General features: G+C 63.8%; 18 protein-coding genes. 9 read left to right on the plus strand and 9 right to left on the minus strand.

What is annotated here, in order from left to right; translation table 11 throughout:
* The first annotated feature begins 5 nt into the window (after window positions 1–5).
* A complete protein-coding gene (cysK, locus tag ACQ4W6_RS10230) occupies window positions 6–941 on the plus strand; it encodes a cysteine synthase A (protein WP_436567073.1) in 936 nt (311 codons plus the stop codon).
* Here the strand turns inward: cysK and ACQ4W6_RS10235 are convergent.
* On the minus strand, window positions 938–2,218 hold the full coding sequence (locus tag ACQ4W6_RS10235) for an SGNH/GDSL hydrolase family protein (protein WP_436567074.1): 1,281 nt from the start codon (window positions 2,216–2,218) through the stop codon (window positions 938–940). The genes cysK and ACQ4W6_RS10235 overlap by 4 nt on opposite strands.
* 98 nt (window positions 2,219–2,316) lie before the next feature.
* On the opposite strand from ACQ4W6_RS10235, the gene ACQ4W6_RS10240 reads away from it, so the two are divergent.
* Window positions 2,317–3,222: a LysR family transcriptional regulator gene (locus ACQ4W6_RS10240; protein ID WP_436567075.1), complete on the plus strand. Its 906-nt coding sequence runs from the start codon at window positions 2,317–2,319 to the stop codon at window positions 3,220–3,222.
* A 113-nt stretch (window positions 3,223–3,335) separates the two neighbouring features.
* Window positions 3,336–3,737: a ribosomal maturation YjgA family protein gene (locus ACQ4W6_RS10245; protein WP_436567076.1), complete on the plus strand. Its 402-nt coding sequence runs from the start codon at window positions 3,336–3,338 to the stop codon at window positions 3,735–3,737.
* Window positions 3,738–3,742: 5 nt separating this feature from the next.
* Here ACQ4W6_RS10245 and ACQ4W6_RS10250 read toward each other — a convergent pair whose 3' ends face one another.
* The 3 genes from ACQ4W6_RS10250 to ACQ4W6_RS10260 form a co-directional block, all read right to left on the minus strand.
* Complete coding sequence (locus ACQ4W6_RS10250; RefSeq protein WP_436567077.1) at window positions 3,743–6,556, minus strand: M16 family metallopeptidase; 2,814 nt, start codon at window positions 6,554–6,556, stop codon at window positions 3,743–3,745.
* Window positions 6,557–6,632: 76 nt separating this feature from the next.
* Window positions 6,633–7,001 carry a conjugal transfer transcriptional regulator TraM gene (gene traM / locus ACQ4W6_RS10255; RefSeq protein WP_436567078.1) on the minus strand — a complete coding sequence of 123 codons (369 nt, stop codon included), beginning with the start codon at window positions 6,999–7,001 and terminating at the stop codon, window positions 6,633–6,635.
* Window positions 7,002–7,730, minus strand: a complete 729-nt coding sequence (locus ACQ4W6_RS10260; RefSeq protein ID WP_436567079.1) for a P-loop NTPase family protein — start codon at window positions 7,728–7,730, stop codon at window positions 7,002–7,004.
* 212 nt (window positions 7,731–7,942) lie between these two features.
* Between ACQ4W6_RS10260 and ACQ4W6_RS10265 the strand changes: the two genes are divergently transcribed.
* Window positions 7,943–9,712 carry a GGDEF domain-containing protein gene (locus ACQ4W6_RS10265; protein WP_436567080.1) on the plus strand — a complete coding sequence of 590 codons (1,770 nt, stop codon included), beginning with the start codon at window positions 7,943–7,945 and terminating at the stop codon, window positions 9,710–9,712.
* On the opposite strand, the gene ACQ4W6_RS10270 is transcribed toward ACQ4W6_RS10265, so the two are convergent.
* Window positions 9,705–10,187 carry a CinA family protein gene (locus ACQ4W6_RS10270; RefSeq protein ID WP_436567081.1) on the minus strand — a complete coding sequence of 161 codons (483 nt, stop codon included), beginning with the start codon at window positions 10,185–10,187 and terminating at the stop codon, window positions 9,705–9,707. The two genes, ACQ4W6_RS10265 and ACQ4W6_RS10270, sit on opposite strands and share 8 nt — an antisense overlap.
* A gap of 222 nt (window positions 10,188–10,409) precedes the next feature.
* Between ACQ4W6_RS10270 and ACQ4W6_RS10275 the strand changes: the two genes are divergently transcribed.
* The 3 genes from ACQ4W6_RS10275 to ACQ4W6_RS10285 are packed head-to-tail and all read left to right on the plus strand — an operon-like array spanning window position 10,410 to window position 15,630.
* Window positions 10,410–11,030 carry a TOL_0243 family YfiR-like periplasmic protein gene (locus ACQ4W6_RS10275; RefSeq protein ID WP_436567082.1) on the plus strand — a complete coding sequence of 207 codons (621 nt, stop codon included), beginning with the start codon at window positions 10,410–10,412 and terminating at the stop codon, window positions 11,028–11,030.
* The gene (locus ACQ4W6_RS10280; protein ID WP_436567083.1) at window positions 11,027–13,057 is read left to right on the plus strand and encodes a sensor histidine kinase, YfiR-like protein-associated; all 2,031 of its coding nucleotides are present in this window, start codon (window positions 11,027–11,029) and stop codon (window positions 13,055–13,057) included. The genes ACQ4W6_RS10275 and ACQ4W6_RS10280 overlap by 4 nt, the downstream gene beginning before the upstream one ends.
* The gene (locus tag ACQ4W6_RS10285; RefSeq protein WP_436567084.1) at window positions 13,054–15,630 is read left to right on the plus strand and encodes an EAL domain-containing protein; all 2,577 of its coding nucleotides are present in this window, start codon (window positions 13,054–13,056) and stop codon (window positions 15,628–15,630) included. The genes ACQ4W6_RS10280 and ACQ4W6_RS10285 overlap by 4 nt, the downstream gene beginning before the upstream one ends.
* Window positions 15,631–15,640: 10 nt before the next feature.
* On the opposite strand, the gene thiL is transcribed toward ACQ4W6_RS10285, so the two are convergent.
* A complete protein-coding gene (thiL, locus tag ACQ4W6_RS10290) occupies window positions 15,641–16,621 on the minus strand; it encodes a thiamine-phosphate kinase (protein WP_436567085.1) in 981 nt (326 codons plus the stop codon).
* 175 nt (window positions 16,622–16,796) lie between these two features.
* Entirely contained in the window at window positions 16,797–17,321 is a 525-nt protein-coding gene (locus tag ACQ4W6_RS10295) for a MarR family winged helix-turn-helix transcriptional regulator (RefSeq protein ID WP_436567086.1), read from the minus strand.
* A 120-nt stretch (window positions 17,322–17,441) separates the two neighbouring features.
* Between ACQ4W6_RS10295 and ACQ4W6_RS10300 the strand changes: the two genes are divergently transcribed.
* Both ACQ4W6_RS10300 and ACQ4W6_RS10305 read left to right on the plus strand, forming a co-directional pair.
* The gene (locus tag ACQ4W6_RS10300; RefSeq protein WP_436567087.1) at window positions 17,442–18,629 is read left to right on the plus strand and encodes an MFS transporter; all 1,188 of its coding nucleotides are present in this window, start codon (window positions 17,442–17,444) and stop codon (window positions 18,627–18,629) included.
* 198 nt (window positions 18,630–18,827) lie between these two features.
* Window positions 18,828–21,146: an NADP-dependent malic enzyme gene (locus ACQ4W6_RS10305; protein ID WP_436567088.1), complete on the plus strand. Its 2,319-nt coding sequence runs from the start codon at window positions 18,828–18,830 to the stop codon at window positions 21,144–21,146.
* Window positions 21,147–21,304: 158 nt separating this feature from the next.
* On the opposite strand, the gene ACQ4W6_RS10310 is transcribed toward ACQ4W6_RS10305, so the two are convergent.
* Entirely contained in the window at window positions 21,305–21,763 is a 459-nt protein-coding gene (locus ACQ4W6_RS10310; RefSeq protein ID WP_436567089.1) for a DUF6396 domain-containing protein, read from the minus strand.
* 226 nt (window positions 21,764–21,989) lie between these two features.
* Window positions 21,990–22,349, minus strand: coding sequence for a hypothetical protein (locus tag ACQ4W6_RS10315; protein WP_436567090.1), 360 nt, complete (start codon window positions 22,347–22,349; stop codon window positions 21,990–21,992).
* Window positions 22,350–22,656 lie beyond the last annotated feature (307 nt).

Below are 22,656 nucleotides of genomic sequence, written 5' to 3' on the forward strand. Positions count from 1 at the left end.
CTCCCATGAAAATCGCCAACGACGTCACTGAACTGATCGGCAACACGCCCCTGGTGCGCATCAACCGCATCGCTGCCGGCAGCGTGGCCACCATCCTGGCCAAGCTCGAATTCTACAATCCCGCGCATAGCGTCAAAGACCGCATCGGCCTGTCCATGGTGGCAGCGGCCGAAAGCGCTGGCCTGATCCATCCCGATACCGTCATCGTCGAGCCCACCAGCGGCAACACGGGCATCGCGCTGGCCATGGTGTGCGCCGCGCGCGGCTACCGCTGCACCCTCGTCATGCCCGACACCATGAGCCGCGAGCGGCGCATCCTGCTGCGCGCGTATGGCGCCGAACTGGTGCTCACGCCCGGCAGCGAAGGCATGCTGGGCGCCATCCGCCGTGCCGAAGAGCTGGTGGCGGCCGACCCGCGCTATTTGATGCTGCAGCAATTCAATAACCCGGCCAATCCCGCCATCCACCGCCAGACGACGGCCGAGGAAATCTGGCGCGATACCGATGGGCAAGTCGATATTGTCATCGCCGGCGTGGGCACGGGCGGCACCATCACCGGCATCGGTGAAGTGCTGAAAGAACGTAAACCTGGCCTGCAATGCATCGCCGTGGAGCCGGAAGCGTCACCGATGCTGTCGAAAGGCACGAAAGGACCGCACCCGATCCAGGGCATCGGCGCCGGTTTCGTGCCGCAGATCCTGAATACGGCCATCTACGACGAAATCATTTGCGTCAAGAACGACGACGCCTTTGCCACCGCGCGCCTGGCCGCCAGCGATGAAGGCTTGCTGGTCGGCATTTCTTCGGGCGCCGCCCTGTGGGCTGCCTTGCAGGTGGCGCGCCGCCCCGAAAACGCAGGCAAGACCATCGTCACCATCATCCCCTCGTTTGGCGAGCGCTACCTGAGCACTGCCCTGTACGCGGGGCTGGGCGATGCTTAACGCTTGAGCGCCGGCAACAGCAGTGCCAGGTCGATCGCCTCGGCCAGCGCCCGGTTGCCGGCGTCGCCAGGGTGCAGGTGGTCGCCCGAGTCATACGCGGGCAGCAGGCGCAGCGGATGCGCCGGATCGCGCGTCCAGGCGTCGAAGTCCAGCACCGCATCAAAGCTGCCGCTATCGCGTATCCACGCATTGAGTTGCTGGCGCAGCGCATCTTTTTCCGGCTGATAATAGTCGTCTAGGGGCGTGCCGGGCAGGGCGCCTTCGAATGGCGTGAGGGTGGCGCCGATCACCCGCACGCCGCGGCTGCGCGCCTGCGCAATCAGCCGGGCGTAGCCCTTGCTTAATTCTTCCAGGGTGGGACGCTGTTGCTGCGGGGCAAATGCCGTGCCGGGCCAGCTGATGTCATTGATGCCGATCAGGACGACGACTGCGCGCACGCCAGGTTGACTCAGCACGTCGCGCTCGAAGCGCGCCAGCGCATTTTCTCCCATGCCATCGCTCAGCAGGCGAGCGCCGGAAATACCCGCGTTGATCACGGCCACGCCATGCGGCGCCAGGCGTTCGGCCAGCACGTCCGGCCAGCGCGCATCGAGGCCCAGGCTGGCGCTGGCGCCATCGGTGATCGAATCGCCGAGGATGGCCACCGCTTGTGCTTGAGTGGCCTGCGCCGCCTCCACCTGTATGCCGGCGAGCAATATCCGCGCCGTGGTGCTCTGCACGCCGGCTTGCGCCGCGTCGATGTGGGCGGCGCGGCTCTGGTCGTGCGGGGCGATCCACGCCGTCTCGCGCCCGTCCCAATGAAAGGTGGAGGCGGCACTTGCCTGCGGCAGGTGCAGGCTCACCGTCAGGCGGGCCAGGTCCGGCACGGCGAGTTCGACCGGATCGCTGACGAGGGGCGCACCCGGCGCCAGGGTGGCCGATGGCTGGCCGGCAAAGGTGAGCATGCGCAGGCTGTGCGGACGGATCGCCGAGCCGTTGTCCGCCAGCGCCACGCTGGCCGCGCCGATGTGCAGCGGCACATGGCCATAGGCATTCGACAGCACGATGCGCACGCGCTGGCCGCCCACGCTCACGCGCGCCACCTGGCGCACGGTCTGCCCGTGCAGCACGGCTGGAACATTGGTGGGGAACAGGAAGTGCGCTCCCCACACGGCTTGCGGACTGGCCGTCCAGCTGGCCACCCAGTTGGGAGCAGCTTCGGGCTCGGCCGCATGTACGGGGGCGGTCAGGGCCAGGGCCAGCAGGGCGGTGGCGGGGAGGGCGTGCAAGGGTTTCATGGTGGTTTGCTCATCGAAAGGGGATGCGCCATGATGCTGTCCCCGTCGTTTATGTACTAGACTGTCATAACGAAGAACATTTATGAGTTCAATTCACAATGGGAAGAGTCGACGTCAACCGTTCCGGCGAACTGGAAATTTTTGTCAGGGTCATCGAACTGGGCGGCTTTTCTGCCGCCGCGCGCGCCTGCGGCATGACGCCGTCGGCTGTCAGCAAGCTTGTATCGCGCCTGGAGCAGCGCCTGGGCGCACGCCTGCTGAATCGTTCCACGCGCCAACTTCAGCTGACGGCCGAAGGCTGCGGCCTGTACGAACGGGGCGTGCGCGTGCTGGCGGCCCTCGATGAAGCCGAGCGCTGCGCCGGCATCCAGAGTACGCCGCGCGGCAAGGTGCGCGTCAACGCCAACGTGCCGTTCGGCCAGCATTTCCTGTTGCCGCTGGCGCCCATGTTTCTTGAACGCCATCCCGACGTAACGCTCGATATCGTGCTGACCGACGAGGTGGTCGATATCCTCGAGCAGCGCACGGACGTGGCCGTGCGGGCCGGCCCCTTGAAAAGTTCGACCCTGATGGCGCGCAAGCTGGGCCAGACGCACATGCTGATCGTGGCGGCGCCATCATACCTGGCGCGGCGCGGCATGCCGCTGGCGCCGGCCGACTTGGCGGCGCACAACTGTCTCGATGCCAACTATGCGCGCGCCCGCTCCGGCTGGCCGTTGCGCTTGCCCGAGGGCGACATCGTGGTGCCGGCCGCCGGCAATGCCCAGGCCAGCGACGGTGAAGCCTTGCGGCAACTGGCGCTGGCCGGCCTGGGGTTGGCGCGCCTGGCTGCCTTCCAGGTACGCGAGGATATCGCGGCCGGCCGTTTGCAGGCCGTGCTGGAAGGCTTTAATCCGGGCGACAGCGAGGAAGTGCATGCCGTGTATGTGGGGCAAGGCGGCCATCTGCCGCTGCGCGTGCGCGCCTTCCTCGATTTCCTGGCCGAGCAGGTGCGTCTGGACTGAACTTGCTCTGACGAAATATGCGCCAGGCGGGCACGGCAGGCGCAGTACAATACCGCAATACATAAATACGGGGCCGCAATGGTTCGGCCCGTATCGTGCCTTTGAATGGAAATATGTTCCTGGTAAAACCTGAACGCCGCCGCCTGTTGCAGCTAGCTGCCACCGTGCTCGTCATCGCGCTGGGCCTGGCCTCGCGTGCCTTTCCCCAGTGGCTACCCGAGGTGCTCGGCAAATATCCTGGTGATGCCCTGTGGGCCATGATGATCGTCTTTGCACTGGGCGCCATCGCCACGCGCATGCGCACGTGGCAGCTGGCATTGACGGCCTTGCTGATCTGCTTTGCCGTCGAATTTGGCCAGTTGCTCCAGGCGCCGTGGATCAACGCTATCCGCGCCCATCCGCTGGGGCACCTGCTGCTGGGTAGCTACTTCGGCTGGGTCGACCTGGTCGCCTACACGGCAGGCGTGGCGATTGCCGCGCTGGTGGATAAAGCGGCGCTGTTCAAGCGCCGCTAATCGAACTACTTGACGTTACCCTCAGCATCGCGCAATTCCACGGGCGCCAGTTTGAGCCTGGACAATTGCGGCGCGATCTTCGCCTTGTCGCCCACGCCGATGACGATCAGCTTTTCCGGTTGCAGGTACTTCTTCGCCACTTGCTGCACCTGCTTGTCCGTCACGCCGGCAAAGCGCTGCGGCAAGGTCGCATAGTAGTCGAGGCCCAAGCCGTAGATATACGTGTTGGCCATGCTGGCGCTGATGCTGGCATTCGTCTCGAACTGGCCCGGCAGCGACAATACCTGCGAATTGCGCGCATTCGACAGTTCCTTGGCCGTCAACGGCTTGGCGATCATGGCGCGGATTTCCTTGAAGGTTTCCGCCACGGCCAGCCCCGTCACGTCGGTGCGCACGCCGGTGGCGATCGAGAACGGCCCTGGCTGGCGGCGGTACTGGAATTGCGAACGCACGCCATAGGTGTAGCCCTTTTCTTCACGCAGATTATTACTCAGGCGACTCGTAAACAAGCCACCCAGGGCCGCGTTCATCACTTGCAGCGGCGCATAATCGGGCGTCGTGCGGGCCACGGCGATGGTCGACAGGCGCACGGCCGTTTGCGGCGCGCCCGGCTTGTCGACCAAAATCAGCCTGGCCTTGCTTGTTTGCGGCGTAGCTACCACGGCCGGCGTGACGCTGCCCGGCTTCCAGGCGCCGAACTTGGCTTCGGCCAGCGCCTTCAATTGCGCTTCACTGATATCGCCCGAGACGATCAGCGCCGCATTGTTGGGCAAGTAGTGCTGTTGCCAGAAATTGTGCAGGTCGGCGCGGCTGGTGGCTTTCAGTGCCGCCTCCGTGCCCAGTTGGATAGTGCCGTATGGATGTTGCGGGCCGTACAGGGCCGCCGCTTCCACGCGGGCCGCCACGGCACCCGCGTTTTCGCGCTGCTGCGCCAGTTCGCCGATGCGGCTGGCGCGCTGGCGTTCCACCTCGGCTTGCGGGAATTGCGGGTGCTGCACCACGTCGGCCAGCACGTCCAGCGCTTGCGGGAAGGTCGATTTGAGCGACGTCAGCTGGGCGAACGAAGCATCCACGCCGGAGCCGGTGCCGAGGATGGCGCCCAGTTGCGCCACGTCATCGGCGATCTGCGGCGCGCTGCGCGTGGCTGTTCCTTCCTGCAACAATTGCGCCGTAAAGCCCGACAAGCCCGGCTGCGCCAACGGATTGGCGCCCGAGCCACTTTTCACCACCAGCTGGCTAGCCACCAGCGGCACGGCCGGATTGTAGTTGTAGATCACGGTCAGGCCATTGGCCAGGGTAAATGATTTGGCTTGCGGCAGAACAATCTTCGGTGCGGGGCCGGCGGGCGGCACCTGATTGCGCCACGGCTCGTCCGCATTGATGGCCGTGCCTGGCGCGGCCTTGATCTTGCCCGGCGCCGGCGTCGCCACTTCCGCTCCCAGGTCCGGCGTGCCGGGCACGCCATACACGACGACGCGCGACTGCGTCTTCAGGTATTGCTCCACGGCACGCTGCACGCCGGCCGCCGTTACCTTGCGGTAGCGCTCGATATCCTTGCCCAGGTAGCCGGGGTCGCCCAGGTACTGGTTGTATTGGTTCATCAGGTTGGCGTTGCCGCCGACTTTTTCCACCTGGCTCAGCATGCTCGTCTCGATGCTGTTGCGGGCCCGTTCCAGTTCTTTCCCGGTGGGGCCGTTGGCGCGCAATTGTTCCAGTTCGGCATTCAGGGCTTGCTCGATTTCCTCGGGCTTGTGGCCCGGGCGCGCCGTCACGTCCACGCTAAACACGGAGGTGAGGGCGTTCGAGCCCTGGTTGGCGCCCACGTCCTGCGCGATCTGCTTGTCGTAGACCAGCGACTTATACAGGCGGCTGGACTTGCCGCCGGCCAGGATTTGCGCGGCCATCGTCAGTTCCGCATCGTCCTTGGCGTAGGCGGACGGCGTCAGCCAGGCCATGAAGACGCGCGGCAACTCGACCCTATCTTGTACCACCAGGCGGCGCTCCTGCGTGATGGGCGGCGTCACGACATCGGGCTTGGCCACGGCGGGGCCGCTCTTGAAGCTGCCGAAGTACTTGTTGACCAGTTCCTTGGTCTTCGCCTTGTCGATATCGCCGGCGATCACCAGGCTGGCATTGTTGGGGCCATAGTATTTGGTAAAGAATTCCTTGATGTCGGCCAGTTTTGCGTTCTGGATGTCCGCGTGCGAACCGATGACGCTGGCGTAATACGGGTGGTTCTTGGGAAACAGCTGGTGGTACAGGGCTTCTTGCACGATGCCGTACGGCGCGTTTTCCACGCTCTGGCGGCGCTCGTTGCGCACCACGTCTTGCTGGTTCGTCAGGGCCGTCTGGTCGAGTACGTCAAGCAAGTAGCCCATGCGGTCGGAATGGGCCCACAGGGCCAGTTCCAGCTGGTTCGACGGCACCGTGTCGAAATAATTGGTGCGGTCGAAATCGGTGCTGCCGTTCGAATCGGTGGCGCCCGCGCCTTCCAGCAACTGGTCGGCCATGCCGCGCGGCACGTGCTTGGTGGCGGCAAACATCATGTGTTCGAACAAATGCGCAAAACCCGTCAGCCCCGGCGCTTCGTTGGCCGGCCCCACGTGGTACCAGATATTGACGGCCGTGACGGGCAATTTATGGTCTTCCACCAAGATTACGTCCAGGCCGTTCGGCAAGGTATATTTCTCGTAGGCGATATTGGGCACGGCCGTGGCGCCCGTCGTGACGGCGGCGTCGGCAGCATGGCTGTGGGTCAGCGGGGCGCCGTACAGCGACAGCATCAGGGCGGGAATGGCCAGCAGTTTGATCGGTTTCATGCACGCTTCCAAAGAGTGGTTGCTCAGGGGCTACGGCCGGCTCGTGGCTGGCGTAGAAGTTACTGATGGTACATTTTTATACAGCAATGTTATACAGCAATGCCGCGCCGCCCAGCACCAGCAGGGCGCAGGCGAGGGAGACCACGGCGGCCGCGCCCAGCAAGCGCCATTCGCGCGGCGAAAACCAGACGGCTGGCGCTGCTGCAGTAGCGCCCGCGTCTGGCGCACTGGCAACGGGGTCCGCTGGCAGCGGCGGCAAGCCGCCCGCCGCGCGCGCCTGCGCCGCCAGCGCCTGCGTGGCCGCGTCGAGCAGGGCCAGCTGGCGCTCGACGGTGTCGGCCAGCACCGCTTCATTCAGCGCCACCAGGGCGAATATCGGGTCGTCAACGTCGATCCTGATGCCCGTCTTGTCGAATACGTGCGTGCGCAGTTTGTGCTGGTCCATCTACCATTGCACCTTGTCGAGTTGTTCGAAGATATCGCGGTAGACGACCTTGATGCGCTGCTTTTCCATGATGTTGAACTTGTCGTTCTGCAGCACTTCCTGCATCGTCAGGCGCGCCGTGTTCATTTTTTTCACGTCTGCGCCGAAGGTGTCGGGATTGCGCTGGCTCAAGGTAATGCTGCCTTTCACGCGCGCGCGGTTGTCGGCATACGATTGCGATTCGACAAACTGCTTGCCGGACGCCGATTGCAGCAGGCCGAAGTGTTCGTTTTGCCACAGCACCAGCGGCACCTTGGTCGATTGCGCCGTGGCAACAAAACCCGTGGCCGTGTCGTGCAAGGTGTCGCCGCCGCCGACGATGGTGTGGATATACACCTTGCGGCCCGATTCTTCCAGCAGCGAAAAACAGTCGTTTTCCAGCAGATAGCCCATCAGCGGCGAAAAGGTGTTGGCGCCATTGTCGACCACGCAGTTGCCATCTTCTTCGAGGATATCGATCATCAGCGCGTCGAAGCGTTTCGGGTCGATGTTGCGCGCATCCGTCATGACGGGCACGTGCTTGACGTGCATCGCCTTGTAGCGCGAAAAAGTGGCGTTTTCCTGATCGGTGTCATAGCAGCGCAGGGGCGTGCCGTCCTTGCCGCCTATCCATTGCGCCAGCAGGGTCGAGACCAGGGTCTTGCCGATGCCGCCCTTGCCCTGCAAGATGAAATGTACCGTGTTTTGCATTGCGACTACTCCAAGTTGTTGCGTCAGTGACTATCAAAGATCCGTGACAGCGGCGATTGCGCCCGGCCAGGCCACGACTGGCATTTTTACCACAATCGTTTGCAAATTTGCCATGCGGGACAGCGAATCTGGTTATGATGTTGATCAGGATACCATTGATGCAGAGCAATTTTTGTGTGAAAAATCCACCCCAGAGTGTGAACGAGGACGCAGTGCCGATCTCCAGTCTCGATAAAGCCGACATAGACCGCCTCAATCAGCAGGCGCTGTCTTGCCTGGTCGGCAACCGCCGCCAGGCGCGGCATCTGGCGCACATGGCGCTGGCGGTGGCGCAGCGCCAGCAGTATGCGCGCGGCACTGCGTATGCCGAACTCAATCATTGCTGGCTGGCATATTACGCGGGCGAGACCGAACCGTCGTGCGAACGCTTGCGCGAGCATTTCCAGCAGACGGGCGACCTTGAAGGCGGCATGGAAGTGTCAGCCCTGCAGGGCGCCTATGCGAGCCGGCGTGGCGAGTTTGCCGATGCCGAGCAGCATTTCCTGCAGGCCCGCAGCCAGGCCGCGCAGATTCCCGATTCCTTGCATAAATTCATGTTGTACGCGCGCCTGGGCGTCGATGCCCTGAACCGTGGCGACACGCAGGACGGCCCGCGCAATTTTTTACTGGCGCTCGACATCGCCGAGCGCTTTGGCAGCCTCGCGCACCGCGTCAACAGCCTGTCGAACCTGGCCTCGTCGCAGCACGACCTGGGCAATGATGAAGACGCCATTCCGCTGCTGGTGGAGGCGCTCGATATCATCGGCACGCAAAAGCTGAAATACCAGCAAACCATCGTCTCGGCCAACCTGGCCATGTGTTTGCTGGCCACGGGCAAGCCGGCCGAGGCGCTGGCGCTGGTCGAACCGTTTTACGAGTGGCCGGAAGAAGACCTGGCCATCCGCGCCTTTCTGTTCTGCATCGCCGCCCATGCCGCCATCCTGCTGCAGCAGCCCGCCAGCGCCCTGCAGTTGCTGCTGCGCGCCGAGGACTACGCGCGCCGGGGCCAGGACCTGGAAGAGCAGATGCACGCCTGGCTGGTGCGCGGCAAGCTCGACTTGCATGCGGGCCAGACGGCGCAGGCGCTGGCTTCGCTGACGCAGGCGCACAGCCTGCTGAGCTGGACGCGCAATCCGTTCCACCGGCAGCAGATCTTGCGCGGCTTGTCCGATATCAATGCCCAGCTGGGCGAGTGGCAAACCGCGTATGGTTTCCTGCAGCAATACCAGGCCGCGTTCGAGGCCAGCAGCAAGTCGGCGCGCGCCTCGCGCAGCCTGATGCGCAACCTGGAAAAGGAAATGCAGGGCCTGAAGGCAGAGCGCGACAAGGCGCTGGAGCTGCAGGCGGCGCGCGAGTCGGAAAACGTCAAGCTCGAGCACCTGAACCGCGAGCTGGCGCACCAGATCCTGCATGTCAATTCGCTGCAGGACAGCCTGAAGGAGCAGGCCATGCGCGACCATCTGACGGGCCTGTACAACCGCCGCCATTTCGAAACCTGTCTGAACGCCATCTTGCACGATGCCGCTGCCGATGCCCCCGTGGCCATCGCCATCATCGACCTGGATTTCTTCAAGCGCGTCAACGATACGTATGGGCACAACTTTGGCGATGAGGTGCTGATCCAGTTCGCGCGCCTGGTGGAAAGCCAGCTGCGCGGCAGCGACATGCTGTGCCGCTATGGCGGCGAGGAATTCTGCCTGCTGTTGCGCGAAGCCGACAGCGCCATCGCGGCGCACAAGATCGACGACATCGCTGCGCGCTACCGCCAGTTGCTGATCCGCCAGGCGCCGCACAGCCTGACGGGCTGCACCTTTTCGGCCGGCATCGCCGAATATCCGCGCCACGGCGCCGGCCGCCACGAATTGCTGATGCGCGCCGACAGCGCCCTGTATGCGGCGAAACAGGCGGGCCGCGACCGCGCCTGCATCGCCGACGCTATTTAATAAAAAGCAACAGCCCCTGCAAGGCGTGCGCCACCGCCTGCTCGCGCACGGCCTGGCGGTCGCCGGCAAATACCAGCCGCTGCGTGAGGACGCGCTCGCCCATGGCCCAGCCGAAGCAGACGGTGCCGACGGGCTTGCCGGGCACGCCGCCCGTGGGACCGGCGATGCCCGTGGTCGAGATGGCCACTTGGGCCGCGCTGTGGGCCAGCGTGCCTTGCGCCATGGCGGCGGCCACTTCTTCGCTGACGGCGCCATGTGCGGTGATCAAGGTGGCCGGCACGCCCAGCATGCTGCTCTTGGCGGCGTTCGAATAGGTGACGAAGCCGCACTCGAACCAGGCGCTTGAACCGTTGACTTCCGTGACGGCCTGCGCCACGCCGCCGCCCGTGCACGATTCTGCCGTGGCCAGCAGCAGGCCGCGTGCCCGCAAGGCCTGGCCCACTGCGGTGGAGAGAGTGAAGAGTGCCTTGCTCATCGTTGATTCCTGCGTGCATGGGGGAAGAGGCGTGACTGTAGCATGGCCTGGGGCAAAAGAAACTTTCCCCGCTAGCAGCGAAAATGCGTACACTCGTTTATACATTTGCTACTAATATGGAGCGGCAGGTGCTCTGCCGCTGCGCCAAACTTGCTGGCATCGTCCGAATAGCGGCGCGGCATGGCGCCACGCCTTCGCATGCATCATCTTTACTCGGTTGCCATGGCACTTCTGAACTGGACCTGGCGGCGGCAGCAGCATGGCCCGCTGCGTAGCTCCTTGCGTGGTGCCAGCGGCAGCCCCATCCGCTGGGGCTGGCTATTGCTGCTCCTGAGCGTGCTGTATGCCGGTGCGCAGGCGCAGGTGCCGGAGGACCTGGAGCGCCAGGTGAAGGCCGCCTATCTGTACAAGTTTGCCGGGTATGTCGAGTGGCCTGACGGCAGCTTTGGCCGTCCCGACGCACCACTGGTGATCGGCGTGGCCGGCGCCGATGCGCTGGCCGAGCAGCTCGAACTGAGCGTGGCCGGCCGTAGCGTCAACGGGCGCAGCGTGCAGGTCAGGAAAGTGCGGCGCGGCGAGCCGCTGGCCGGCTTGCACGTGCTGTACCTGGGTGCGCTGGACAAGCCGGCCCTGCAGGAAATGCTGGCCGCCAGCCGCGGCCTGGCGCTGCTGACGGTATCCGATTCGGATGAGGTCTACGCGATGGGCAGCATGATCAATTTTGTGATGGCCGACGACAAGGTGCGCTTCGACGTGGCCTTGAAACCCGTGGCGCAGGCGCATATCCGCATCAGTGCGCGCATGCTGCTGGCCGCCTACCGCGTGCAGACGGGCGGCGCATGATCAGACTGCGTTCCATCCGCCGCAAGCTCATGTCGGTTGTCTTGCTGACCACCCTGGTGGCGCTCGTCATCTCGCTGGGCACCATCGTCGTGTACGACTTGCGCAGCTACCACCGCAACCTGGTGGCCGATATCAGCACCCAGGCCGAGTTGCTGGGGCACATGAGTTCGGCCGCGCTGGCCTTCGACGATGAACGCTTGGCGCTGGAAAACCTCAATCTGCTGCGCATCCGCCCGCGCGTGACGGCCGGTGCCCTGTACAAGGCCGACGGCAGCCTGTTTGCCAGCTACCGCGCGAACGCGCAGACGGGGCCGCTGCCGGCGCAGGCCGGCAAGGAAGGCGAAAGCATCGCGGGCAAATCGGTCGAACTGTTCAAGCCCATCGTCGACAATGGCGAGCTGCTGGGCACCGTCTATCTGCGCGCCGACTATGAACTGGCGGGGCGTACGGTCGATTACCTGGCCATCGCGCTGGGCGTGACGGTGCTGGCGCTGCTGGTAGCCTTGCTGCTGCTGCGCCGCCTCGATCACGTGATCACGCAGCCCATTCTCGACATCGCCGACGTGGCGCGCGAGGTGATCGAGACGGGCGACTATTCGCGCCGCGCGCGCAAACTCAGTGCCGACGAAGTGGCGCAGCTGGTCGATTCCTTCAATATGATGCTGGCCGAGATCGAGCACCGTACGCAGGCGCTGGAGCGCTCGAACGGCGAGCTGGCGCGCGAGGCCGGGCAGCGTGCCCAGGCGCAGCAGGAAGTCATGCGCCTGAACCAGGACCTGGAAGTGCGCGTGCACGAGCGCACGGTGCAGCTGGAAATGACGAATGGCGAGCTGGCCATGGCGATGGAAGAGGCGCGCAGCGCCAACTATGCCAAGTCGGCATTTTTATCGTCGATGAGCCACGAATTGCGCACGCCCCTGAATGCCATCCTGGGCTTTGCGCAAATCCTCAGCTCCGAGCGCCTGCCGTCGACCCTGGCGCAAAAGAAGGAGTTTGCCGGCCATATCTTGAAATCGGGACGCCACTTGTTGACCTTGATCAATGAAATCCTCGACCTGGCGAAGGTCGAATCGGGCACCGTCAGCCTATCGCTGGAACCGGTGGCGCTGCACGCCATCTTGCAGGAATGCCGCGACATGATCGCGCCGCTGGCCAGCCAGCGCGGCATCGGCATAGGGTTTCCCTCCGAATGCACACTGACTGTGCTGGCCGACCGCACGCGTTTGAAGCAGATTCTGTTGAATCTGCTGTCGAATGCGCTCAAGTACAACCGCGAGCAAGGCAAGATCAGCATCGAGTGCGCGCCGCAGCCGGGTGGGCGCGTGCGCATCAGCGTGCGCGACACGGGCATCGGCCTCGATAACGAACAGCTGGCGCTGCTGTTCCAGCCCTTCAACCGCCTGGGCCAGGAAGGCGGCACGCAAGAGGGCAGCGGCATCGGCCTGGTGGTCACCAAGCGCCTGGTGGAACTGATGGATGGCAGCATCGGCGTGGCCAGCGAGGCTGGCGTGGGCAGCACGTTCTGGATCGAGCTGCGCGCGGCCGACAGCCTGCCCCTGCCCGCGCCGCCGCTCCTGCCGCGGCCGGACCTGGCCGGCGCGCTGCTCGACAACAGCGCCCCCGTGACCTTGCTGTACGTGGAAGACAATCCCGCCAACCTGACCCTGGTCGAGGAAATCGTGCGCTATTGTCCGCAGTTGCAGCTGTTGACGGCCAAGGATGGCCGCCTGGGCGTGGAGATGGCGCGCAGCCACTTGCCGCAGCTGATCTTGATGGATATCAACCTGCCCACCATGAATGGCATCGATGCCTTGAAACTGCTGCGCGCCGACCCGCGCACGGCGCATATTCCCGTCATCGCCCTGACGGCCAATGCCATGCCGGGCGACGTGGAACGCAGCATGGCGCTGGGCTTTTACCGCTATCTGACCAAGCCGCTCAACGTCGATGAATTCAACGCGGCGATCAACAGCGCGCTGGCCCATGTGGCGCAGCAGCGCCGGCAGAAAGGCAGGGGTGCGCCATGATCAGCCAGGCCGACATCTATGGCGCGAAAATCCTCATCGTCGATGACCAGGAAGTCAATTTGCGCCTGCTCGAACATCTGCTGGAAAGCGGCGGCTACACGGCGCTATCGAGCACGCTCGACGCGTGCGCCGTGGCGGGGCTGCACCAGCGCCACCAGTATGATTTGATCATTCTCGACATGGTGATGCCCGCCATGAGCGGCCATGCCGTGATGGATGCGCTGCGCCCGCTGGAGCTGGAAGGCTATCTGCCCGTGCTGGTGATTACCGCCGACCCGGACGCCAAGCTGGCGGCGCTGGAAGCGGGCGCGCGCGACTTCATCAGCAAGCCTTTCGATGCGCTCGAAGTGCTCACGCGCATCCGCAACATGCTCGAAGTGCGCCTGCTGCACCGCGCCGCGCGCCACTACAATGCGCTGCTCGAACGCACGGTGGGCCAGCGCACGGCCGAATTGCAGCGCTTTCGCGGCGCCATCGACGCCACCACCGACGCCATTTTCCTCGTCGACGTGCTGGGCATGGCGCTGGTCGACGCGAATGACGGCGCCTGCCGCCTGCTGGGATACACGCGCAGCCAGCTGCTGTCGCTGGCGCCTGGCGCCCTGCTGCCACCGCCACCGCCGGCGCCACTGGCCGCGCTGCAGGGTGGCTCGGCCCATCGGGCCACGGAAGTGACGGAATGCGAACTGGTTCGGCGCGACTTGAGCCTGGTGCCCGTGGAGCTGGGCTGGCACTGGCATGCGCAATCGCCCATGGCGGGGGGGGCTGCCACGGGCGGCTTGCTGCTGATCGCCGTGGCGCGCGACATCAGCGAGCGGCGCCAGGCGCAGGAGCGCCTGAAGCACCTGGCCCATTACGACAGCTTGACGGGGCTGCCGAACCGTAGCCTGTTTTACCAGACGCTGGCCCAGGCCGTCGAACTGGCGCAGGAGAAAAGCTGGCGCATCGTGGTGCTGTTCATCGCGCTGGACCGTTTTAAAAGCATCAACGATACGCTGGGCGCGGCGCTGGGCGACGAACTGCTGCGCCAGTTCAGCAACCGCCTGGTCGAATGCGTGCGCCTGCGCGATACGGTGGGGCGCCTGGGTAACGACGAATTCGCGCTCATCCTGACCATGAGCCGCAACCAGCAGGAGGCCGTGGCGGTGGCCAACCAGGTGCGCGAAGCCTTGCGCGCGCCATTCGACCTGCATGGCCACGCAGCCACCCTGACGGCCAGCATCGGCATCGCCATGTATCCCGACGATGCCACCGACCCGGAAACCTTGATCAAGTACGCCAATACGGCCATGGGCGGCGCCAAGCAGGCGGGGCGTGACGGCTACCGGTTTTTTACGGCCGGTATGAACGTGCAGGTGCTGGCGCGCCTGGACCTGGAACTGGCGCTGCGCCATGCGCTCGAGCACGAGCAGTTCATCCTGTACTACCAGCCAAAGGTGCATTTGCGCACCGGCCGCATCAGCGGCGTGGAAGCGCTGCTGCGCTGGCGCCGTCCCGGCTACGGCCTGGTGGCGCCGGCCGAATTCGTGCCGGTGCTGGAAGACACGGGCCTGATCGTGCGCGTGGGCGCCTGGGTGATCCAGGCCGCCTGCCGCCAGATCGCCGAGTGGCGCGACAGCGAAGTGGGGCCGGTGCACGTGGCCGTAAACGTATCGAGCCGCCAGTTTGCCGAAGGCGACCTGGGCGGTGAAGTAACGCGCGCGCTGGCCCAGCATGGCGTGGCGCCCGAGCTGCTGGAGCTGGAGTTGACGGAAACGGCGCTGATGTCGAACGCCGAGCGCACCATCGTGGTGCTGGGCAAATTGAAGAAAATCGGCGTCAAGGTGGCCATCGACGATTTCGGCACCGGTTACTCCAGCCTGGCATATCTGCAGCGCTTCCCCATCGACAAGCTGAAGATCGACATCGCCTTCGTGCGCAACATCACCAGCAATCCGAACGACGCAGCCATCGCGCTGGCCATCATCAGCATGGCGCACAGCCTGAAACTGAGCGTGGTGGCCGAGGGCGTGGAATCGCGCCCGCAGCTGGAATACCTGCGGCGCAACCGCTGCGATGAAATCCAGGGCTTCTATTTCAGCCGCGCCCTGCCGGCGCTGGAGCTGGGGCAGATGATCGTCGCCGGCGCCGGCCTGCCGCCCGGCCACGACCCGGCCGCCCAGCCGGCGCAAACCTTGCTCATCGTCGATGACGACGTCAACGTGCTGTCATCCTTGCACCGGCTGTTCCGCCCCGATGGTTATCAGATTCTCACGGCCAGCACGCCGGCCGAGGGCTTTGAAATGCTGGCGCTGCACCGCGTGCACGTGATCGTCTGCGACCAGCGCATGCCGAGCATGAGCGGTACGGAGTTCTTGAGCAAGGTCAAGGAACTGTACCCGGAAACCATCCGCATCATCTTGTCCGGCTACACGGGCCTGGAAGCGGTGCTCGACTCGATCAACCGGGGCGCCATCTACCGTTTTTATACCAAGCCCTGGGACGACACCGAGCTGCGCGACAACATCCGCCTGGCCTTCCAGCACTACTGGATGGTGAACCAGCCGGGATTGGCACGGGTGGCGGTGCGCTAGCTTCGCTAACTCAGTCGCTGAAGTGGTCGAAAGACGATAACTGCAAATCGAGCGGCAGCCCCTTTGCATCCACCAGGCGCAAGCCCGGTGCCGCTTCGATGCGGCCCACGCGCGTGGCCGGCGTGCCGCAGCTTGTCGCCAGGGCGGCGATGGCGTCGCGCGAGGAGGCCGGTGCCGTGAAGCACAGTTCGTAGTCGTCGCCGCCGGCGGCCGTGTAGCGGCGGCGCAGCAGCGTGGCTTGCCGCGCCAGTATCGGGCCGGCCGGCAGGGCATCGACGTCGAGGGTGGCGCCCACGCCTGATGCCTTTAATATGTGGCCAAGGTCGCCCACCAGGCCGTCCGAGATGTCGATGGCCGCATGCGCCAGGCCCTGTTCGGCCAGGGCGCAGCCCAGCGCCACGCGCGGCGTGGGCGTGTGCAGGCGCGCGGCGGCCGTCAGCAGGTCGGCGGGAGACAGTTGCTGTTCCATGCGGTAGCCGGCCAGCGCCAGGCGCGCGTCGCCCAGGGTACCGCTGACCCAGATATCGTCACCCGCCACGGCCGCGCTGCGGCGCAGGGCCTGGCCTGGCGCCAGTTCGCCAAACACGGTAATGCAGATATTTAACGGGCCCTTGGTGGTGTCGCCGCCGATCAACTCGCAGCCAAACGCGTCGGCCAGCGCAAACAGGCCGTCGGCAAAGCCGGCCAGCCAGGCGCGCTGCGCTTGCGGCAGCGCCAGCGCCAGGGTGAACGCCACGGGACGCGCGCCCATGGCGGCCAGGTCGGACAGGTTCACGGCCAGGCTTTTATGCCCGAGCATGCGCGCGTCGGCGCCGGCAAAGAAATGCCGGTCCTCGACCAGCATGTCCGACGAAATGGCGATCTGCTTGCCCGCACAGGGTGTGAGCAGCGCGCAATCGTCGCCGATGCCCAAAGTGGCGCGGCCGGGGCGTTGGCGTACAAAATACTGTTTGATCAGGTCGAATTCGGAAAGCGCGTCGTGTGGGGCCATGGCTCGTCTGCTGGTGGGTAAGGGGTGTGGCCCGGCTATTATAGGCTGGCGTGCGGCCCGGCAATGCTAGCGCTTGATCAGCGCCAATACAGCCACGATGAGCGTCACTCGCAGCAACCCGGCTTCCATGCCGGGTTGCTGGTCTTTCTGACAGATGGCGCGCTGCGCGAATTGCTTATACATCCCGTTTTGCCTGGGCCATGCCCTGCAGCAGCTTGCCCAGCAACTGGTCGAGCTGGTGCTGCTCGTCCGCGCTCAGGGGCGATAGCATGCGGCGCTCGTTGTCCACATGCAACAGTACCAATTGCTCGATCAATGCCAATCCCTTGGGCGTCAAGGCCACCAGCACGCCGCGCCGGTCGGTGGGGTGCTTCTGCCGTTCGATCAGGCCCGCCGCTTCCAGGCGGTCGATGCGGTTGGTCATGCCGCCCGAGGACAGCATCGCCGCTTCGTACAGGGCGGTGGGCGTGAGCGCATAGGGCGCGCCCGAACGGCGCAGGGTGGCCAGCACGTCGAATTCGCCCGGCTGCAAGCCGTGTTCGGCAAACAAGGGATTGAGCCAGTCGCGCGCCATCAGCTGCGCCACCGTGCCCAGCTGTCCCACCAGTTGCATGGCATGCGTGTCCATCTGTGGCAGCTCGCGCTGCCATTGTTCTGCCGCAAATTGCGCGCGCAGATGTTCTTGCGGGTTCGTCGTCATGGGATTCCTGTTTATCTTGGTGTCGAGATATAATCTATCTTTATGCTAAGATACTTTTCATCGAGTTATATTTAATGACGCATTAAACCATGTGCCTCCCTGCGGGGCAAGGACTATCCCATGCCCTCCGAACGACCTGCATCACCCCACCTTTGCTCGCCCGCCCTGCTGGTGGCCGCCATTATCTTGCTGGGCCTGAACCTGCGGCCCATCCTGGCCGCCATCGGTCCCTTGCTCGACAGCATCCAGGCCAGTACCGGCATCAGCAATGCCGACGCCGGCTTGCTGACCACCGTGCCGGTGTTCGCCATGGGCGTGTGCGCCCTGGCTGGCGCGCAGTTGCAGCGCCGCCTGGGCGTGGCGCGCGGCATCACGCTGGGCATCGCCATCATCGCTTGCGCCTGCGCCCTGCGCTGGCCCCTGCATGGCAGCGCGGGCCTGATCGCCACGGCGGCCCTGGGCGGCCTGGGCATCGCACTGGTGCAGGCGCTGTTACCATCGTTCATCAAACGCCATTTCCCCGAACAGGCGGGCCAGCTGATGGGCTTGTATACGACAGGCATCATGGGTGGCGCGGCCATTGCTGCCGCGTCCGCTTCACCGCTGGCGCAGTCGCTGGGCTGGAATGCACTGCTGGCGCTGTGGGCGCTGCCTGCGGTGGCCGCCGCGCTGCTGTGGCGCCGCGCGACGGCAGCGCGCGTGGAGGTGTCGCATGGCGCAGGCGCCAGCTTGCCCGTGGGCAGCGGCCGCGCCTGGCTGCTGATGGTGTTTTTCGGCATCGGCACGGGCGCCTACACCCTGGTGCTGGCCTGGCTGCCGCCGTTCTACACGGAGCTGGGCTGGAGCGCGGCCGACAGCGGCTTGCTGCTGGGCGCCCTGACCCTGGTGGAAGTGCTGGCAGGATTATTTATTTCCAGCATCATCAACCGCTTTCCCGACCGCCGCATCCTGTTGTTCACTGTGCTGCTGGCCGTGCTGGGCGGCCTGGCTTGCCTGATCGTAGCGCCAAAGCAACTGGCGCTGCCCGCCGTGGCCTTGCTGGGCTGCGGCATCGGCGCGCTGTTTCCCCTGTCCCTGATCGTCAGCATGGACCACGTACGCGATCCCGCCGGCGCGGGTGCGCTGCTGGGCTTTGTGCAGGGCGGTGGCTACATCATCGCCAGCAGCATGCCCTTCATTGCCGGCCTGATCCGCCAGCATTCGTCCAGCCTGGCCCAGGCGTGGATGGTGATGGCGGGCGGCGTGCTGCTGCTATTGCTGATCGCCTTGCGCTTCGCGCCGGGGGCGCGGCTGGACATCGCAAGGTGATTCTTAAAATTAATTAAAAATGAGAATGCGATAGTTTTTGTTGCTATCTCCGTTTGCGCAAGCGAGTGGCCTTACAATGCTAGGTTATGCGTTTTCGTGATATCAGACTGTGGCTAGCGGAAAATACCTAGCTAATTGAAAGTATCGGTCTGATAAAATCCGGAACACCCGATCGACCAAACAGGAAGGCAGCACAGCATGGATTCGTCATCTGATAAAAAAGAAGAATTGCGTCAACAATTGCGCTTGGCCGCACTCGAATATCACGAGTGCCCGCGCCCCGGCAAAATCAGCGTGACGCCCACCAAACAACTGACCAACCAGCGCGACCTGGCGCTGGCCTACTCGCCAGGCGTGGCCGCTCCCTGTGAAGAAATCGTCATCGATCCGGCAAATGCCTATAAATATACGGCGCGCGGCAACCTGGTTGCCGTCATCACCAACGGCACGGCCGTGCTGGGACTGGGCAATATCGGCCCGCTGGCCGCCAAGCCGGTGATGGAAGGCAAGGGCGTGCTGTTCAAGAAGTTCGCCGGCATCGACGTCTTCGACATCGAAATCAACGAGATGGACCCGGACAAGCTGGTCGACATCATCGCCTCTCTGGAACCGACCTTCGGCGGCATCAACCTGGAAGACATCAAGGCGCCCGAGTGCTTCTACATCGAGCGCCAGCTGCGCGACCGCATGAAGATTCCCGTCTTCCATGACGACCAGCACGGCACCGCCATCATCGTCGGCGCGGCCATCCTGAACGGCCTGAAAGCCGTCGGCAAGAAAATCGAAGAGTGCAAGCTGGTGGTTTCGGGCGCGGGCGCCGCAGCGCTGGCCTGCCTGGACCTGATCGTCGACCTGGGCTTCCCCCTGAAAAACATCTACGTCACCGATCTGGCCGGCGTGGTCTACAAGGGCCGCACGGAACTGATGGACCCGGACAAGGAACGCTTCGCGCAAGATACGCCGCTGCGCACCTTGGCCGAGATCATCCCGGATGCCGACATTTTCCTCGGCGTGTCCGCCGGCGGCGTGCTGAAACAAGACATGGTGCGCAAGATGGCGCCGAACCCGTTGATCCTGGCGCTGGCCAACCCGAATCCGGAAATCCTGCCAGAAGACGTCAAGGCCGTGCGCAGCGACGCCATCATCGCCACCGGCCGTTCGGACTACCCGAACCAGGTGAATAACGTGCTGTGCTTCCCCTACATCTTCCGCGGCGCCCTCGATTGCGGTGCGACGACCATCACGCGCGAAATGGAAATTGCCGTGGTGCATGCGATCGCCGACCTGGCGCATGCCGAGCAGTCGGACATCGTGGCCACCACGTATGGCATCAGCAACCTGTCGTTCGGTCCTGAATACCTGATCCCGATGCCGTTCGATCCCCGTTTGTTGATCAAGATCGCGCCAGCGGTGGCCAAGGCAGCCGAGGAATCGGGCGTCGCCACGCGTCCGATCAAGGACTTGCAAGCGTACGCCGACAGCCTGCAGCAATTCGTCTACCGCAGCGGCACCTTCATGAAACCGCTGTTCCTGATGGCCAAGTCGACGCCGGCCGAACTCAAACGCATCGTCTACGCCGAAGGCGAAGAAGAGCGCGTGCTGCGCGCCGTGCAAGTGGTGGTGGATGAAAAACTGGCGCGTCCTATCCTGGTGGGCCGCCCGCCCGTGCTGGAAGCGCGCATCCAGAAGTTCGGCCTGCGCCTGAAACAGGGCGTCGACTTCGATGTCATCAACCCGGATTTCGACGAACGCTATCGCGCTTACTGGAATACGTATTACGAGATGACCAGCCGCAAGGGCGTCACCGAGGAATACGCGAAGCTGGAAATGCGCCGCCGCCACACCCTGATCGGCTCGATGATGATTCACAAGGGCGACGCCGACGGCATGATCTGCGGCACCTTCGGCACCACCCAGCTGCACCTGAAATACATCGACCAGGTGCTGGGCAAGCGCGCCGGCAGCAATGTGTATGCGGCCATGAACGTCTTGATCATGCCGGAACGCCAATTGGTGATGGTCGACACGCACGTCAACGAGAATCCGGACGCCGAGCAATTGGCCGAGATCACCATCATGGCTGCCGAAGAAATGACGCGTTTCGGCCTGTCGCCGCGCGCCGCCTTGCTGTCGCACTCGAACTTCGGTTCCAGCGACAGCGCCTCGGCGCAAAAGATGCGCGCCGCGCTGGCCATCATCAAGGAACGCGCGCCGGACCTGGAAATCGATGGCGAAATGCACGGCGATACGGCGCTCGACACCAAGCTGCGTCAAAAAATCATGCCCCATTCGGCACTGAAGCACGACGCCAACCTGCTGGTCATGCCGAACATCGAGTCGGCCAACATCGCCTACAACCTGGTGAAAGTGGCTGCCGGCAACGGTGTCGCCGTGGGCCCGATCCTGCTCGGCTGCGCCAAGCCCGTGCACATTTTGACGCCATCGGCCACCGTGCGCCGTATCGTCAACATGACGGCGCTGTGCGTGGTCGATGCGGTAGCACAACGTAAAGCCTGATCGTTAGCGCTGACTGAAAGCCGCGCCATCCGCAAGGGGGCGCGGCTTTTTTATTTCAGTGCGCTTTCAGCATGGGTGCCTTCGTTCGTCAATAGCGTGGCGCTTGTTGTGCTGGGCTTGATATGGGGCAAAAAACGCAGTGCGCGTGCTCGTTGCGGTCAATATGTGGGCGGCGCCGTGGATGCCGGCGTCAGCGCATCTGCCACACCGTTCCATACGGGCAGCTTGGTCGGCGGCAACGGCAGTACCTCATCCAGGCGTCCGAGTTTGAGATCGGGGTTGATTTCCAGAGCGTCGGCGATGGCTTTGTAGCGGCTGGCGCGTTCGGGGTCGGCGTGCGCACCCAACGCATTCATGATTTCCTTTTCCTCTTCATTTTTTGCATTAAATTGACCATCAGAAAAAAATAAGTAGAGGGCTGTTGCGCTGTCATGATTTCCAAATTTGCTGCCTTCTTGATACATGCTTAGCGCTTCTGCATATTTCTTCTTTGTCTTTGCCCGTATGCCGAGCCTGTATGCGGCGGCGCCATGTCCTTGGAGATAGGCGCACGCAAGCATGGTTTCCTCGTCCGCCAGCCAGCCAGCCAGCCAGCCTGCCTGCTTCTTGATAGGCATCGGCCAGCGCCAGCTGTGCTTCAGGGCTGCCCAACTGTGCCGCCTTTACGTAGTAGGCCCAGGCGATATCCGTGTCGTAATGCGCGCCGCCGTAGCCGTGCTCGTACGCCACGCCCAAGTCATACAAACCCCAGGGCTGACCTAGCGCTGCCGCCTGCCGCGCGATCGCCACGGCCTGATGCGGGTCAGGATCCTGCACATGGTTCGACGGCAGCGGGCCGAGGCCCTAGAAATAGGCCAATAGCGCCTTGGCACCCCAGTCACCCTTGTCTGCGGCCAGCCTGACGTCCGTCAGGATGCGCTGCGCTTCTTCTCGGCTCAGTTCCCATTCGATCTTGCTGCGCCAAACTTGGCGCGCCGCAATGTAGAGGCGGTAAGCATCAGGATCGCGATAGGCCGGCATATGTTGTTTCCAGCGGTCGCAAACTGGCAGGGGATCGGTGAGCTTGAAACTGTAGAGTCCTGCTGGCATGGCATGCATGGTTTGGTATTCCTGGTGGTGGAGGTAAAGGCGCGTTCCCACAACAATTAGTGTTAGCAAAACGCTCATGGCCAATAATCGAAACCATTTTCTCTGAATGTTCATACGACAGGAGAACCTGGTTTCCGGTCAACATGGAAGGGTAAGAGCTGACTTTCCAAGGCGCTGTAGGATGCCCTTAAGTCATGGTTGGTTTTCATTTTGTCCTTCCAGTTTGAGAATGTCTTCTCCATATCCCCAAACGCCTGCGGCCCAGCTTCCCCCATACACTGCTTGAACAATTGCGTGCGTAGCGTGGTTTGCGTCAACTATCTTGGCCGGTCGGCGTCAATTATCTTGGCCGGTGAAGCGAGTTGTTGTTAATCCTTCTGAGTTGTCGCCTTGCCGCTGGCCGGCGCCTGCGCCGACTTCG

Source organism: Janthinobacterium woesei (assembly GCF_051380875.1).
In the GTDB taxonomy this organism is placed as follows: Bacteria; Pseudomonadota; Gammaproteobacteria; order Burkholderiales; family Burkholderiaceae_D; genus Janthinobacterium.

Bases quoted from the DNA above. Each gene is read 5' to 3' on its own strand.
- cysK (WP_436567073.1), top strand. From the start codon at position 6: ATGAAAATCGCCAACGACGTCACTGAACTGATCGGCAACACGCCCCTG.
- ACQ4W6_RS10235 (WP_436567074.1), bottom strand. From the start codon at position 2,218: ATGAAACCCTTGCACGCCCTCCCCGCCACCGCCCTGCTGGCCCTGGCC.
- ACQ4W6_RS10240 (WP_436567075.1), top strand. From the start codon at position 2,317: ATGGGAAGAGTCGACGTCAACCGTTCCGGCGAACTGGAAATTTTTGTC.
- ACQ4W6_RS10245 (WP_436567076.1), top strand. From the start codon at position 3,336: ATGTTCCTGGTAAAACCTGAACGCCGCCGCCTGTTGCAGCTAGCTGCC.
- ACQ4W6_RS10250 (WP_436567077.1), bottom strand. From the start codon at position 6,556: ATGAAACCGATCAAACTGCTGGCCATTCCCGCCCTGATGCTGTCGCTG.
- traM (WP_436567078.1), bottom strand. From the start codon at position 7,001: ATGGACCAGCACAAACTGCGCACGCACGTATTCGACAAGACGGGCATC.
- ACQ4W6_RS10260 (WP_436567079.1), bottom strand. From the start codon at position 7,730: ATGCAAAACACGGTACATTTCATCTTGCAGGGCAAGGGCGGCATCGGC.
- ACQ4W6_RS10270 (WP_436567081.1), bottom strand. From the start codon at position 10,187: ATGAGCAAGGCACTCTTCACTCTCTCCACCGCAGTGGGCCAGGCCTTG.
- ACQ4W6_RS10275 (WP_436567082.1), top strand. From the start codon at position 10,410: ATGGCACTTCTGAACTGGACCTGGCGGCGGCAGCAGCATGGCCCGCTG.
- ACQ4W6_RS10280 (WP_436567083.1), top strand. From the start codon at position 11,027: ATGATCAGACTGCGTTCCATCCGCCGCAAGCTCATGTCGGTTGTCTTG.
- ACQ4W6_RS10285 (WP_436567084.1), top strand. From the start codon at position 13,054: ATGATCAGCCAGGCCGACATCTATGGCGCGAAAATCCTCATCGTCGAT.
- thiL (WP_436567085.1), bottom strand. From the start codon at position 16,621: ATGGCCCCACACGACGCGCTTTCCGAATTCGACCTGATCAAACAGTAT.
- ACQ4W6_RS10295 (WP_436567086.1), bottom strand. From the start codon at position 17,321: ATGACGACGAACCCGCAAGAACATCTGCGCGCGCAATTTGCGGCAGAA.
- ACQ4W6_RS10300 (WP_436567087.1), top strand. From the start codon at position 17,442: ATGCCCTCCGAACGACCTGCATCACCCCACCTTTGCTCGCCCGCCCTG.
- ACQ4W6_RS10305 (WP_436567088.1), top strand. From the start codon at position 18,828: ATGGATTCGTCATCTGATAAAAAAGAAGAATTGCGTCAACAATTGCGC.
- ACQ4W6_RS10310 (WP_436567089.1), bottom strand. From the start codon at position 21,763: ATGCCTATCAAGAAGCAGGCAGGCTGGCTGGCTGGCTGGCTGGCGGAC.
- ACQ4W6_RS10315 (WP_436567090.1), bottom strand. From the start codon at position 22,349: ATGAACATTCAGAGAAAATGGTTTCGATTATTGGCCATGAGCGTTTTG.